This is a genomic window from Natrialba sp. PRR66, from assembly GCF_034808065.1.
GTDB lineage: Archaea > Halobacteriota > Halobacteria > Halobacteriales > Natrialbaceae > Natrialba > Natrialba aegyptia.
In genome coordinates this window covers 392091-405772 of record NZ_JAXHGN010000002.1, presented here as the reverse complement: position 1 = coordinate 405772, position 13682 = coordinate 392091, and the positions used below count along the sequence as shown (strand labels likewise).

Sequence of the window (13682 nt, the reverse complement as noted above, 5' to 3'; positions counted from 1 at the left end):
GAGATCCTGTTCTTTAATAAGTCTCCTCTTGACCCATATTTGGCCCAATTCCATTCTAATACTCGCCAATAGGTACACATATGATGCACCAATGTATGTATTTCTACTGTATATTAAATCATGTTATTCCCTGCCAAGCGTTCGGGACTTGGCTCGTCTATAGTAACAGCTGCAACGATTTGCATACCGACCGTCTGGTCATCATACGATCGGGCATGTATTGACTTGCAGTAGCGACGATAGCTGTTGATTATGGGGGCCACCAGACCGTTCGCAGCGAGTAGTTCGACGATACCGGTCGGACGCGTATGTCACGATACGTGTCTCCACCAGTCATATCGGTTCACCGGTTGCTGCTCTAGTGCTGGAACAGCGATCCGTTGTCCGGCACAGCCTTTAAAGAGAGCAATAGAACAGGGGAACGGCTACCCGTTCGTCGTTCCCAATCCCGACAGATGCAACTCGATCAGCCGACTCAGGAGACCGCCTGGAGCGGGACGGTCCCCAGCGCACTCGACGCTCGCGTACTCGGCCTCGTCGTCGTGACGGCGGGGCTCGCAGCGTCGGTGAACGTCCCCTACGGCGGCATCCCGTTCGCAGCTGTCGCGTTCGTCCTTCTCGCAGGCACCGGTGTCGTCGTGCACGTCCTCGGCGAACGAAAACTGCGACGGATCACCGATGGCCTCGTCGAACGCTGGGCCGACGCCGGCGGCGAGATCGAAACCGTCACGAAATCCGCTACCGGCATGCGAACCGAGTGGACCGTTCACACCTCCGACGGCACCATCACGATCGGCGGTATCGCACTCGTCCCGCTCTCTCGCCTCTCGATTGAATGGCAGGGCGTCGGCGATACGATGGACGCCAGCGAGGCGGCGGCGAACATGGACCAACTCGCAGCCAGCCTCTACGAGGAAATCTTCGAAATCGGCTCGCCATCCCGGCGCGCGTAACCGCCGCCTGCTCCGCTCTCGCCTCATCGGACAGCTCTTCCCACCACACACCGCGAACCACTCCTCCTCAGTTGGTATCAGTTTCTCGTGAACTCGTCTTTAATAGTTACACAGAATACCATGTCGTATGGCAACTGAGTACACACCAACCGACCTGATGGATCGAGATTCCCGAGCGAACCGCTACTATCGGAACGCGGTCGAACGCCACTGGGACCCCGGCGAAATCGAACTCGAGGAAGACGTCGACAATCTCCTCGCATACGTCGACGCTGCAGACGAGTTCACTCGGGCGGACTGGGAGCGAACGCTAAACGGCATCGCGAAGTTCGGGGCGGGCGAGGACGCCGTCACGGAGGATCTCGCGCCGCTTGCAACGGTACTCGACGATCTCGACGAACAGCTGTTTCTGACGACGCAGTTGTACGAGGAGGCCAAACACGCCGACTTCTTCGACCGCTACTGGCGCGAGGTCCTCTGGACCGTCGAAGACGAACGCGGCTGGAATCGGTCGAATCCCCGCGCGGACAAGTGGTTCAACGACCCCTACGTCGAACTGTTCGACCGCAACCGGGCGGCCCAGTACCGGCTACTCGAGGACGACACGCCCGAAAACCGTGCGAAGGCGTACTGTCACTACCACCTCACCGTCGAGGGGATTCTCGCCCAGACGGGCTACTACGGGATGCAAACGTCCTACGGCGGCGAGTTCGACGCGCTGCCGCACCTCCCAGGACTGGTCGAAGGATTCAGCAAGATCCGTAGCGACGAGGGCAGACACGTCGGCTTCGGCATGAACCAGCTCAAGAAACTCATCGCCGACGGCGTCGACCCGTCGCTCATCCAGGAGACGGTCGACGAACTCGTGCCGCTCGTCCAGGGTATCACCGAGGACGAGCGGTTCCAGCCCGACGACGAGAGCGAGCAGGTGGGTCTCGAAAACGGAAGGCTGGCCGCCTACGCACTCGAAAAACACACGGATCGAATGCAACAGATCACGGACGCCGCAGCCGACATTCCGGCCGTCGACGAACTCGTTCAGCTAGAAGACGACTAGGGGCTCGAAGCGGCCACGGCCGTCCGATGACGGCCCGCGACGAATCGCTCTCGTCGGTGACTTGAACGACCGACACCCCGAGAACCCCGACGACTGCCGCCGCGGACACTATAGTCCCAGCGGTCGTCGCTCCACCATGCTCGTCCTCGGTGACGCCCACGCGTCCGACCCGGCCCGCCGCGAGACCCTGCTCGAATGCTATCGGACCGTCGGCCCCGACCGCGTCCTGCAGGTCGGCGACCTCGAACACTACGACCTACCGGCACCGACCTGGTTCGTCGCCGGCAACAACGAGGACTTCGACGTGATCGAGGCGCTCCGGACCGAAAATCGACCGGCTGAGACGACCACCGTCAACCTCCTCGCGAGTTCAGCCGCGGCGCTCGAGGGTCGCCGTGTCGCCGGCCTTTCGGGCAACTACGCACCGACGAAGTACGACTGTTCACGGGCTGAACTCGAGGGCGACCGCCGCCGTCACTTCACCCACGAAGATATCGAACGGGCTGCCGACCTGTCGGATATCGACGTGCTGCTCACTCACGAGGCCCCGACCGGCCTGCTGTACTACGGCTACGATCCGGGCTGTGAGCACGTGACCGACCTGCTCGAGGCACTCTCGCCGACCCTCTGTCTGGTCGGCCACCACCACACCCACCGCGAAGCCGAAATTGCGGGCACCAGGGTCGTGAGTCTCGCACCCGCCTGGGAACGCTACTACACGCTCGACCCGGCGACGCTCGAACTCACCGCCCACGACCACGAGTTCGGCTCCGGTGAACTCGGTCCCGACGAGTGACTGGTTGTGTATTCGAGAGTGGCGAGAATTACCAAAATGGAATAATAGACAATAATAAGACAATACTCGAATAGCGATTAGGAATATAAACTCCGAATCCAATTTAGAGGGGCTCATATGCCCACATACTCCGCTTCGTAATAGTGGACTGGTATTCGTCGAAACAGAATGCAGATACACCAATGAGGGCTTTCTGGACCTGAAACGGCGAATATTCTGATTTCCGGAAGGAACACGATAGAAGAGGCATACCAGTAATATATATGAGGTATTGAAGTACACCTCTGACTCAAAACACATCAGGTTTGGTGTACTCATTGATCGTAAAACGTTCATCGTGGTCTCGATATCGATACCCTTGCGTCGGACGGTACCCGGTTCCGCCGTCGCTGCCCACCATGTTGCTACCACTATCGCCACCAGTTCCGATACCGATCAGTCGCCGAGGAGAAACGACCGCTCGCCAGGACACTTAAGGGGCCGCTCGAAGAGGGATACGATATGTATCGCGTCTTACTGTCGGTCAACCGGAACGAACGACGAACGGACCAGGCGATTTCGATTGTTCGCTCGCTCCCCGGCGATCCATCGGACATCGAGGTTGTCGCCCTAAACGTCTTCGAGAAATTCGACGTGACCGGCGTCAGCGGCCGCGTCAATTCGGAAAACCTCTACGACGAAACGGCCTTCCCACAGCATGCCGAGACCGCACTCGCTGAACTCGAAGAGGAGGGAATGTCGATCGAAATGCGGCGAGAACACGGCGATCCGGCCGAGACGATCCTCGAGGTCGCCTCGGAGATCGACGCCGACAGTATCGTGCTGTGCGGCCGCGAGCGGAGTCCGACCGGGAAGGTACTGTTCGGCAGCGTCACACAGTCGGTCCTGCTTTCAGCGGATCGACCCGTCATCACCCAGATGCAGACCGAAGACTGAGTCCTCAGCGGCTCCGCACCCGCAGTTTCTGACGGCAGACGAGCGTCCGGTGTTCGGATTCCCCGCCGCCGTCAGCGAACGACTGGGGCATCGACGGTGCCAATCGATTCTACTGTGGCGCTGACGTAGTCGCCGGGCGAGATCGGCTCCGCGCCGGGCGTCCCCGTGCTGATCAGATCGCCCGGTTCGAGCGTCATCACGTCGCTGTGGAACGAGACGAGTTCAGCCGGCGGGAACAGCATGTTTCGGATCTCGTTTTCGGCTGCAATCTCGTCGTTGACGATGGTGCGGACTGTCAGTTCCTCGAGTGCGAGCGGTTCCTCGGGGACGGCGATCGCCGGGCCGACGACGAGGAACGAGTCGAAGCTCTTGGCGCGGGTGAGAAATCGCGGGTTGCGCCGGAGGATGTCCTCCGCGGTCATGTCGATGACGGGGAGGTAGCCCGCGATTACGTCCTCGACCGTGTCCTCGTCGACGGCTCGACACTCGCGGCCGATGAGCACGGCGAGTTCGGCTTCGGCGGTGACGCCGTCCGTCCGCTCGACCGGCGGCAGTTTGATCGGGCCGCCGGGGCCGGTAAGCGCGCTTTCTGGTTTCATGAAACTCGCCGGTTCGTCGGGTCGCTGTTCGTCCAAGTCGCCGGCGTGGTCGGCGTAGTTGAGGCCGATTCCCCAGAGTTTGCCGAACTCGGCGAGCGGCGGACCGAACTGGATGTGTGCCGGGTCGATTCGCGCGGCCGGAACGGTATCGAGGGCGGGCAGCGTGCCGTCGGCGGCGCGCGCCAGGGCGTCCCTGACGGTCGCCAGTTCGGGTGTCGCCGACGCCAGTGGTACGTAGCCGTCGTCGTCGCCGAGAAGCGGCGTCCCGTCGGTGGTGCGTGCGAGGTACTTCATTGGTGGTGGGTATGAGTATGAAGACGTGGTATCGCGGCAGGCCGTCAGTCGTCCCGATCCGTCCAGAAGTCGAACGAGCGCCCGGGCGCGAACACGTCCAGCCCGACCGCGAGTTCGTCGCCGGTGTTCTCTACGCGGTGGGACTCCCAGGCGTCGAGCCAGACGGAGTCGTACCGTTCGAGCGTGATTTCGTCGTCCTCGGTCGCGACCGTCAACTCGCCCTCGAGACAGAGACAGACCTGCTCGTTCTCGTGGTCGTGCATCGGCGAGCTGTGTCCCGGCGGCTTTTCGAACCACTCGAAGGAGAACGCGTCGCTGCCGGCCATCGAGACCCGCCGCCAGCCCTCATCGGGCTCGTAGGTCTCGGCCTCGTCGAACGGGACCGGCTTCATAGGTTCGCTCCGGTCGACCCCCCGTCGATGAGGACGCTCTCGCCGTTGATATAGCCCGACAGCGGCGAAGAGAGGAACGCGACGGTGTTTCCCAGTTCCATCGGATCGCCGACGCGCTCGAGCGGGTTACTCGCCCAGTCGTCGAGCCCCGCTTCGTAGGAGTCGTACTCGCCGCGGTCGACGGCCTGATTGACGAGTTCTTCGATGCGCTCGGTCTCGTGGGGCCCGGGAAGCACCGCGTTCGTCCGCACGTCGGGTGCGAACTCCTGCGAGAGGGTCTTCTCCAGGCCGATGACGCTCATCCGAACCGAGTTCGACAGGACGAGGCTGTCGATCGCCTCCTTGACGCTCCGGGAGGTGATGTTGACGATGGTCCCCGCGTCGCTCTCGCGCAGGTGCGGTTCCGCCTCGCGCGCGAGGCGAACGACGCTCATGACGAGCAGATCGTAGGCCTGGTACCAGTCCTCGTCGTCGGTGTCGAGGAACGGACCGGACGGCGGGCCGCCGGCGCTCGTCACGAGGTGGTCGATGCCGCCGAACTCGTCGACGGTCGTCTCGACCAGCGCTTTGATGTCGTCCTCGTCGGTCAGATCGCCCTGCTGGGCGACGACCTCGCCGGTCGCGTCCGCTTCGATATCGGCTTTCGCGTCCGCGAGTCGGTCCGCGTCGCGGCCGTTGATGACGACGTTTGCACCCTCCCGGGCGAGCGCCCGCGCAGACGCCTTTCCGAGGCCGCTCGAGGAGGCCGTCACCAGCGCCGTGTTGCCGTCGATCTGTAGGTCCATATCGTCCGTAAAGCCAAAGGAGAGCACGAAAAAGGTTGCCGTTGCGGTAATCCCAACGGCGGACGAGATGCCGTCGGCGACCCCCGGATTCCGGACTGCGGAATTGTCCGGGGACTGAACGTATCGGGATTTTCAACGTCTATCGACCGGCTTTTCCACAGTATGTGCGGTTTTCGTTCGCTTGGCATCGACCATGGATTACATGTGTACATCTGTAATGTGACAGAGTAGTTCGACGGCCAGCACGCCTCACCCACTTCTTGAATTCCGGCCCGTAGAAGCGTTCCGGAACGCTGTCTGCGGTCGCGGGCCCGGATAACCGCTGCACCAGACGCGCTGCCGCCGGATCTTTCCTGCCGGGGTGAATTGGCAACAGTATGCCTCGGTAGCGGTGAATTCCACAGAGCGGAACTACTAAGTAGCGGTCCGACCGACAGTCACTATGGCGGACCGGAACGACAACGACGCGATCCAGACCACGAACACCAGTTTCGAAATCATTCACGCGCTGCAGGAGCTCGGTCCCGCCCGCCTCTCCGAAATTGCGGATCGGCTCGGACTGGCAGAAAGCACGACACACAGGCACTTGCAGACGCTTTCGGACCTGCGATACGTCTCTCGCGACGGCGACCGCTACCAGATCGGCCTACGCTTTGCGCGGCTGGGACGTGCCGCCCAGACGCGCGATCCGGCCTACGAGATGGCCAAGCCTCACGTCCAGGAACTCGCCGAGGAGACCGGCGAACGCGCCCAGTTCGTCGTCGAAGACCACGGGCTCGGCATCTACCTGCACGTCGAAACCGGTAGCCGGGCCGTCCGCGTTGGCTTCGGCGTCGGCCGACAGATCCACCTCCACTCCTCCTCTGCTGGCAAGGCGATCCTCGCACACTCCCCCCGCGACCGCGTCGACGACATCCTCGATCAGTGGGGCCTGCCCGCCCACGCGACGAACACGATCACCGACCGCGACGCGCTCTACGACGAACTCGAAACCGTTCGCGAGCGCGGCGTCGCGTTCAACCGCGAGGAACACGTCGACGGCCTCAACGGCACCGCGGTCCCGGTCAAACGCGACGGCCGGGCCGTCGGCGCACTCGCCGTCGCCGGCCCCTCACACCGCCTCACCGGCGAGTGGTTCGAAGACGAGATCCCGAGCATGATGCTCGCCGCCGCGAACGAACTCGAACTGAACGTGACCTACGCCTCGGACGCGAGTTCAACTGACCATATTGTAGAGTAACCAATCAGGCATCGAACGCGGCCGTACCGTCCTCGAATCGCAGCCGTTCTCGCTCGAGCACGGTGATCTCGTCGTCGCTCTCGAGTGCAGCGGCGAGCGCCTCGGAGACGCGGAACTCGGCGAGGTCAGTCGTGTTCTCGATCCAGACGACGCGGGCGGTGGCGGGATCGTAGCCGCCGAGGGCGGGCAGCGCGATCCGGAGCGCGAGTTCGTCGTCCGGCGCGACGGGCGGGAGTTTCGCCTTGGCGAGCGAGCCGCTGGTCAGGGCGTTCGCGTACACTTTCTGCAGGTCGAGTTGTTCGATCGCTCGCCGGCGCGTGATGTCGGCGAGGCCGATGCCGTTGCCGTTGCCCTTCGTCTTCTCGGTAAGGCCGCGCGCGTAGATGAGATCGATCGAGGGCTCGTCGGGATCAGGCGCGTTGATGACGCGATACCGGCCGATCACGTTCGTGTCCATGCCCGCGCCGGAGATTTCCTTCCCGAGTTCGTCGACGACGAGGAGGTCGATGTCGTCGACTGGAAGCGTCGCCATCTCTGCGGTCGCCCGCTCGAGCAGTTGGGGTTCGCGCGTTTCGAGTTCGGACGCCGGAATCGCCTCGATGTGGCCGAGTTCCTCGCGGAAGTTTTCGACGAGCGCGAGGCCGCCGAGCAGCGGGGTGGCGTTACGGATGGCGGCGGTTAGCGCCTCGATGGTGGGGACGTAGCCTTCCGCGAGCGCCGTCGAGTGAAACGCCCGCGCGCCTCGCTGTTTGCCGAGGCCGACGGCGAGCATCTTGCAGCATCCGCTTTCGATCCGGCCGGTGAAGTTCGTGTGCGGTTTGACCCGGTTGATCACCAACACTGCGTCCGCCTCGAGTGCGGCGGCGGAGAAGTAGACCGGTGTGGCCGTGTCGCCGACGGCGACCTCGTCGACCTGCTCGACGGCCATCGTGGTCTCGATGGGAGCACCGACGCGCTCCTCGCTAATCCCGAGCGCGGCGAGGATTTCCCGCTGGCCCTCGGGCGTCGCGCCGCCGTGGCTCCCCATCGCGGGGACAACGACCGGTTCGAACCCCCGCTCGTCGAGCGCGGCGATCGTTTCCGCGGCGATGTCCGCGATCCGGTGAATCCCTCTGCTGCCGAGGCCGACCGCCACGGTTGCGCCCGGTTCGAGTTCGTCGAGCGGGAGTCGCCCCAGTTCGTCGCGGACCGTTTCGAGCGGTGCGTCGAGCGTCTCGGTGGCCGGGTCGTAGCGAACGCGTGCGAACGACGGGAGCGGCTGCGGGTCGAGCAGGTCCTGGAGGTCGCACCGATCGGGGAACTCCATAGTGGCTTGTTTCGATCGCGGTATATATATTATCGGCTACATGCGGAATTCCGCGGCGTGGAACGGGATCGGTGGGGAGAAGGTGAAAGCTGAACCGTAACCACAGGCGACACTTGCCGGATGGTGGATGGTTTTTGGTACCGTTTGACGTGCACCGACTGTGGAGATCACAGCAATCGAAAGCGTTCCGGTAGAGATCCCGCTGGCGGAGCCGGTGTCCTTCTCGAATCGGACGCTGACCGCCCGCGACCACGCGATCACGTTCGTTCGCACTGCGGACGGCCGCGAGGGCGTCGGCTACTCGCTCGGGTACGAGGGCGCGCACCTGATCTCGCAGGCGGTGGAGTCGCTCCTCGAGCCGATGCTCGTCGGTGAGGACCCGCGAGACACCGAACGGCTCTGGCGCGAGATGTACGACGGGACCGTGCAGATCGGCCGCTCCGGACTCCTCCTGCGGGCGATTTCGACCGTCGATATCGCGCTGTGGGACCTGAAAGCGAAGATCGCCGAGCAGCCGCTGTACAAACTCCTCGGCGGGCACGCAGACGCGGTCCCCGCCTACGCCAGCGGCGGCTACTACCGCGACGACAAGGGCCACGAGGGGCTGCGCGAGGAGATGCGCCGCTACGTCGACGAGGGCCACGACGTCGTCAAGATGAAGGTCGGTCGGCGGTCCCCCGAAGCGGAAGCCGACCGCGTCGCGGCCGTCCGCGAGGAGATCGGCGACGAGCGGATCCTGTTGCTCGACGCCAACGGGGCCTGGTCGAGCGCGACGGAAGCCATCCGCAACTGCCGGGCGTTCGAACCCTACGACCCGTACTTCATCGAAGAGCCGGTCATGATCGACAGCACCGAGGCGATGACCGCGGTCAACGACGCGATCTCGTACCCGGTCGCGACGGGTGAACTCGAGGGTCCTCGCTACGACTTCGAGCGCCTGTACAGCGACGGCGCGGCGACCATCCTCCAGCCGGACGCGACGGTCTGTGGCGGCATCACGGAGTGGCTCAAGATCGCCCACTACGCGGCGGCGCTCGACGTGCCGATCGCGCCCCACTACAACTGGAACCTCCACGCCTCGCTGGTCGGCTCGATCGAGAACGCCCTCTGGGTGGAGTACTTCTACCGGGATATGGACGTGAAGGTCTTCGACGACATCGTCGAAGCGCCGCTGCGCCCGGACGACGACGGCACGATTTCCCTGCCGGACGAGCCGGGACACGGCGTCCGATTGGACGAGAATGCGATCGAGCGGTTCCGATACGAGCGATGAGACGAACGACCCAGCCCGCAACCACCGACACCGCACGCGGAACACACCGGCCGAATCGATACCCGCCCCACCCGGCGAACCGAAATACGACCCGTCGCCGACCGACTTACAGATACCATGAAAGACTTCTCCAACCAGATCGCGAACCGAGCCGACAGCCGCACCGTCGAAATCACCGCCATCGACACCTGCGTCGTCGAGGGCAACTTCGAGTGGAACCTCATCAAGATCGAAACCGACGCCGGCGTCACCGGCATCGGCGAAGCCTACCGCGGCGGCGGCGTCCCCGAACTCGTCGAGTACACCGAACGCTTCCTGCTCGGCGAGAACCCGCTCGACGTCCAGCGTCTCTACAGGCGAATCATCCAGGAGATGTCCGGCCACGGCGGCACGACCGGCAAGGTCGTCACCGCCGCCTCCGGCATCGAAATCGCCCTCTGGGACGCCGCCGGGAAGCTCCTCGACCTGCCGGTTTACCAGTTGCTCGGCAGCAAACTCCGCGACGAGGTCCGCATCTACTGCGACTGCCACGCCGGCGAGGCCTACGCCGTCGAGGACGGCTCCACCGACTACGCGGACGCCGAGGCCTACTCGCCCCAGGCGTACGCGAACGAGGCTCGCCGCGTCGTCGACATGGGCTTTAGCGCCCTCAAGTTCGACCTCGACCTCGAGCGGGACAACGATCCCGACCCGTTCAACGGGCGACTCACGAACGGCGCAATCGAGGAGAAACGCGAGATCGTCGCCGCCGTCCGCGAGGCAATCGGCGACGATGTCGACCTCGCGTTCGACTGCCACTGGGACTACACCGTCGAGAGCGCGAAACGCCTCGCATACGAACTCGAGCCCTACGATCTCATGTGGCTCGAAGACCTCGTCCCGCCCGAGAACATGGACGCCCAGAAAGAAGTGACGACGGCCACCCGCACGCCGGTCGCCACCGGCGAGAACCGATTTCGCGTCCACGAACTCTCGGGCCTGCTCTACGACCACGGCGTCGACATCGTCACGCCCGATCCGACGACTGTCGGCGGCCTCGGCGAAACGATGCGCATCGCCGACCGCGCCGAAGAAAACTACATCCCGATCTCGCCGCACAACGTCTGTAGCCCGATCGGGACGATGGCCTGCGTCCACCTCGGCGCGGTGATCCCCAACTTCGACGTCCTCGAGTTCCACGCGCTCGAGGTCGACTGGTGGGACGACCTGATCGAGCGCGACCAACCGCTGATTCGGGACGGCTCCATCGAGGTCCCGGAGACGCCGGGCCTCGGCGTTGAACTCGACGACGCGGTCGTCGAGGAGCACTTGCTCGACGGGACGACCGGCTTCTAGGGCGTCGGCCGCACGGATGTCGACGAGTTCAACGCTGGAACTGCAAAACGGGTGGATTTAACACGGTAGTCAGTGTGTATCACGCATGGCTTCGGACGAGACGATCGGAACGCGGGTGGTAGAGACGCTCGGCCGTGTCCACGAGCGCTACGACGAGACGGCGGCGGGTATCCGGACGTACGTCCCCGCCGCCGTCACCGCCATCGAGGTTGTCCTCGCCCTGGCGCTGTTCGCGATGCTGGCCCTCTGGTTCGTCCGCTATCTCGGCTGACGGCGCTGCAAGGATCGTCCGCGGGCGAGGCGAGGGAGAACGGAGTGCTCATTACGGGAGCGAACGGTACTCGAGACATGACATCCGACCCGCTGTCGACGCCGGCCGGGACGCAGACGGAGAACGCCCCACTCGAGGGCGTTCGCGTCCTCGACTGTACGCAGATGCTTTCGGGCCCCTTCGCGACGCAGATGCTCGCAGATCTTGGCGCGAACGTCGTCAAGATCGAACGGCCCGACCGCGGCGACATCACGCGAAGCGTCGGCCCCGAAATCGGCGAGTCCGGTCTCACCGCCTACTTCACGTCACTCAATCGGGGCAAGCGAAGCGTCGAATTGAACCTGGCCTCCGAGGAGGGTGCTGCCGCCCTCGAACGCCTCGCCGAAACGGCCGACGTGCTCGTCGAGAACTACCGCCCCGGCACGATGGCAAAGTGGGGCCTCGGCTACGACGACCTCCGCGAGGTCACCGACGAACTCGTCTACTGCTCTATCTCCGGCTTTCTCGAAGGCCCCTACCGCGACATGCCCGCCTTCGACATGGTCGTCCAGGCCCTCGGCGGCAGCATGAGTATCACCGGCCAGGCGGACGGCCCGCCGGCCCGCCCCGGCATTCCGATCGGCGACATCTGCGCCGGCATGTACGCCGTCATCGGCATCACGACCGCACTCTACAACGACGAGAGCCAGTACATCGACGTGCCCATGTTCGAAGGGCTCGTCTCCTGGCTCACCGAGCGGGCGGGGCGCACGTTCGTCACCGAGGAACCGTACCCGCGACAGGGTACCGTCCACCCCTCGCTGGCACCCTACCGCACCGTCGAAACCGCGGACGGCTGGTTCGCCATCGCCATCGGCAGCGACGACACCTGGACCGCGTTCTGTGAGGCCATCGACCGCCCCGAACTCGCGACCGACGACCGCTACGCGGCCAACAACGACCGCGTCGAGCACCGCGAATCGCTAACAGCTGAACTCGAGCCGATCTTCGAGCAGCGAACGAACGACGAGTGGTTCGAATTGTTCCGCGAGCGCGGCCTGCCGGGAGCGCCGGTTCAGGACACCGTCGAGGTCTTCGAGGACGAGCACCTCCGGGCGAGCGGAACGCTCGATGAGCTGACGATCGACGGCGTCGACCTTCCGTTCCCAACCTGTCCGATCGAGTTCGCCGGCAAGACGACGCGATCGGGCCACAAACCGCCGCAGCTCGGCGAGCACACGGAACCCGTGCTCTCGGCCGTGCTGTCCGACGAGGCGCTTGCGAGCGTCCTCGGGCGATAGCGCCGCTTGCTGACCGAGCTCGGTTCTCCTTTCGGTGGGACGGTATCTCTCACCAAAGAATATATACGATATCCAGTCGATGGTAGACTCACCATGGTTATTGGTAACATCAGCCGCCGGAGCGTCCTACAGACAGGTGCAGCGATCGGTGCACTCGGTGCGGCGGGCTGTTTGGGCGGCGGGGGCGGGGACACCGTTCGGATGGGCGCGTCCGCCGGCGGGACGTGGGACGTCGGACTGGCGTTCGAACAGGCCGTCTCCGACCACGGCGAGGACGTGGCGTACTCGACGATCGAGAGTCCGGGCTACGTCGGGACGACGAACCGGATGAGCGACGGCCAGGTCGACGGCGGCATCGTCGACACGAACACGATGTCCAAAGCGATGAACGGCGAGGACATGTTCGCGGACAGTTCGGTCGAAACGCTCCCCTGGCAGGGGTTTCTCGCCTTTCCCTACAGCATCTACGTCGTCGCCCGTTCTGACACCGACATCGAAACGTTCGACGACCTCGCGGGTGCCACCGTCTACCCGGCCGAGCCCGGCTACTCGACCCGCGCGACGACGCTCGACGTCTGGCAGATGCCCCAGATCGCGGACGTCTACGAGGAGATGGACATCGTCGACATGGGCGTCGACGACGCCCCCGGTGCGATGGAAGAAGGGACGATCGACGCCGCAATCGCTTACGGCACCCCCGGCGTCGGCAACACCGGCTTCGTCGTCGAGTACGACAGCCGGACCGACGTTCGATACGTCGAACACACGGACGAACTCGTCGAGGCGATCCAGGAGTACTCCGGTGCCGGGTTTTCGGAGTACGACGACGTCGTCGAAGACTTCCAGTGGCAACAGGACATCGGTGCTGACGGGATCGTCTCCTGGGACCTCGAAGTGACGTTTACGTTTCACCCCGAGACGTCCACGGATCAGGTCTACGAACTCACGCGGATCGCACACGAACACGGAGACGCCGTTCGCGACGCCGAACCGCGGTTCACCCCGGAATCGCTCGACGAGCTCACGTCGGCGGCGATCGACGATTACCCGTGGCATCCCGGTGCGGCGGAGTACTACCAGGACCAGGACGCCTGGAACGACGACTGGCTCGTCGGCGATCCCGACGAGGCCGGCTCTTACAACTGACGACGGGCGGCCGACCTGC

At 64.1% G+C, this 13682-nt stretch carries 14 protein-coding genes; 10 read left to right on the top strand and 4 right to left on the bottom strand.

Annotation, left to right across the window (positions count from 1 at the left end; all coding sequences use genetic code 11):
* Positions 1 to 455 precede the first annotated feature (455 nt).
* The 4 genes from SM755_RS08155 (at position 456) to SM755_RS08140 (ending at position 3742) form a co-directional block, all read left to right on the top strand.
* Positions 456 to 953, top strand: a complete 498-nt coding sequence (locus tag SM755_RS08155) for a hypothetical protein (protein ID WP_006665883.1) — start codon at positions 456 to 458, stop codon at positions 951 to 953.
* A 127-nt stretch (positions 954 to 1080) separates the two neighbouring features.
* Entirely contained in the window at positions 1081 to 2010 is a 930-nt protein-coding gene (locus SM755_RS08150; RefSeq protein ID WP_323172229.1) for a ribonucleoside-diphosphate reductase, read from the top strand.
* Positions 2011 to 2053: 43 nt separating this feature from the next.
* Positions 2054 to 2806, top strand: a complete 753-nt coding sequence (locus tag SM755_RS08145; protein ID WP_323172598.1) for a metallophosphoesterase — start codon at positions 2054 to 2056, stop codon at positions 2804 to 2806.
* 501 nt (positions 2807 to 3307) lie between these two features.
* Entirely contained in the window at positions 3308 to 3742 is a 435-nt protein-coding gene (locus SM755_RS08140; RefSeq protein WP_323172228.1) for a universal stress protein, read from the top strand.
* A gap of 71 nt (positions 3743 to 3813) precedes the next feature.
* Here SM755_RS08140 and SM755_RS08135 read toward each other — a convergent pair whose 3' ends face one another.
* From SM755_RS08135 to SM755_RS08125, 3 genes are read right to left on the bottom strand one after another with little or no spacing between them, the layout of a single operon-like run.
* Positions 3814 to 4635, bottom strand: coding sequence for a fumarylacetoacetate hydrolase family protein (locus tag SM755_RS08135; protein WP_323172227.1), 822 nt, complete (start codon positions 4633 to 4635; stop codon positions 3814 to 3816).
* 44 nt (positions 4636 to 4679) lie between these two features.
* The gene (locus SM755_RS08130) at positions 4680 to 5027 is read right to left on the bottom strand and encodes a cupin domain-containing protein (protein WP_323172226.1); all 348 of its coding nucleotides are present in this window, start codon (positions 5025 to 5027) and stop codon (positions 4680 to 4682) included.
* Positions 5024 to 5812, bottom strand: a complete 789-nt coding sequence (locus SM755_RS08125) for an SDR family oxidoreductase (RefSeq protein ID WP_323172225.1) — start codon at positions 5810 to 5812, stop codon at positions 5024 to 5026. Before SM755_RS08125 ends, SM755_RS08130 begins: the two co-directional genes overlap by 4 nt.
* A 442-nt stretch (positions 5813 to 6254) precedes the next feature.
* Here SM755_RS08125 and SM755_RS08120 point away from each other — a divergent pair, with 442 nt between their 5' ends.
* Complete coding sequence (locus SM755_RS08120; protein WP_323172224.1) at positions 6255 to 7052, top strand: IclR family transcriptional regulator; 798 nt, start codon at positions 6255 to 6257, stop codon at positions 7050 to 7052.
* Between the two features lie 4 nt (positions 7053 to 7056).
* On the opposite strand, the gene SM755_RS08115 is transcribed toward SM755_RS08120, so the two are convergent.
* Positions 7057 to 8358, bottom strand: coding sequence for a DUF362 domain-containing protein (locus tag SM755_RS08115; RefSeq protein ID WP_323172223.1), 1302 nt, complete (start codon positions 8356 to 8358; stop codon positions 7057 to 7059).
* Between the two features lie 160 nt (positions 8359 to 8518).
* Here SM755_RS08115 and SM755_RS08110 point away from each other — a divergent pair, with 160 nt between their 5' ends.
* From SM755_RS08110 to SM755_RS08090, 5 genes are all read left to right on the top strand, one after another.
* Positions 8519 to 9631, top strand: a complete 1113-nt coding sequence (locus SM755_RS08110) for a mandelate racemase/muconate lactonizing enzyme family protein (protein ID WP_323172222.1) — start codon at positions 8519 to 8521, stop codon at positions 9629 to 9631.
* A 117-nt stretch (positions 9632 to 9748) separates the two neighbouring features.
* Positions 9749 to 10966: a mandelate racemase/muconate lactonizing enzyme family protein gene (locus tag SM755_RS08105; RefSeq protein WP_323172221.1), complete on the top strand. Its 1218-nt coding sequence runs from the start codon at positions 9749 to 9751 to the stop codon at positions 10964 to 10966.
* Positions 10967 to 11051: 85 nt separating this feature from the next.
* A complete protein-coding gene (locus SM755_RS08100; RefSeq protein WP_006108117.1) occupies positions 11052 to 11237 on the top strand; it encodes a hypothetical protein in 186 nt (61 codons plus the stop codon).
* Positions 11238 to 11314: 77 nt separating this feature from the next.
* Positions 11315 to 12517: a CoA transferase gene (locus SM755_RS08095; RefSeq protein ID WP_323172220.1), complete on the top strand. Its 1203-nt coding sequence runs from the start codon at positions 11315 to 11317 to the stop codon at positions 12515 to 12517.
* A gap of 93 nt (positions 12518 to 12610) precedes the next feature.
* The gene (locus tag SM755_RS08090) at positions 12611 to 13663 is read left to right on the top strand and encodes a TAXI family TRAP transporter solute-binding subunit (protein ID WP_323172219.1); all 1053 of its coding nucleotides are present in this window, start codon (positions 12611 to 12613) and stop codon (positions 13661 to 13663) included.
* Positions 13664 to 13682: the final 19 nt, after the last annotated feature.

Bases quoted from the DNA above. Each gene is read 5' to 3' on its own strand.
- SM755_RS08105 (WP_323172221.1), top strand. From the start codon at position 9,749: ATGAAAGACTTCTCCAACCAGATCGCGAACCGAGCCGACAGCCGCACC.
- SM755_RS08135 (WP_323172227.1), bottom strand. From the start codon at position 4,635: ATGAAGTACCTCGCACGCACCACCGACGGGACGCCGCTTCTCGGCGAC.
- SM755_RS08155 (WP_006665883.1), top strand. From the start codon at position 456: ATGCAACTCGATCAGCCGACTCAGGAGACCGCCTGGAGCGGGACGGTC.
- SM755_RS08100 (WP_006108117.1), top strand. From the start codon at position 11,052: ATGGCTTCGGACGAGACGATCGGAACGCGGGTGGTAGAGACGCTCGGC.
- SM755_RS08115 (WP_323172223.1), bottom strand. From the start codon at position 8,358: ATGGAGTTCCCCGATCGGTGCGACCTCCAGGACCTGCTCGACCCGCAG.
- SM755_RS08120 (WP_323172224.1), top strand. From the start codon at position 6,255: ATGGCGGACCGGAACGACAACGACGCGATCCAGACCACGAACACCAGT.
- SM755_RS08090 (WP_323172219.1), top strand. From the start codon at position 12,611: ATGGTTATTGGTAACATCAGCCGCCGGAGCGTCCTACAGACAGGTGCA.
- SM755_RS08150 (WP_323172229.1), top strand. From the start codon at position 1,081: ATGGCAACTGAGTACACACCAACCGACCTGATGGATCGAGATTCCCGA.
- SM755_RS08125 (WP_323172225.1), bottom strand. From the start codon at position 5,812: ATGGACCTACAGATCGACGGCAACACGGCGCTGGTGACGGCCTCCTCG.
- SM755_RS08140 (WP_323172228.1), top strand. From the start codon at position 3,308: ATGTATCGCGTCTTACTGTCGGTCAACCGGAACGAACGACGAACGGAC.
- SM755_RS08130 (WP_323172226.1), bottom strand. From the start codon at position 5,027: ATGAAGCCGGTCCCGTTCGACGAGGCCGAGACCTACGAGCCCGATGAG.
- SM755_RS08095 (WP_323172220.1), top strand. From the start codon at position 11,315: ATGACATCCGACCCGCTGTCGACGCCGGCCGGGACGCAGACGGAGAAC.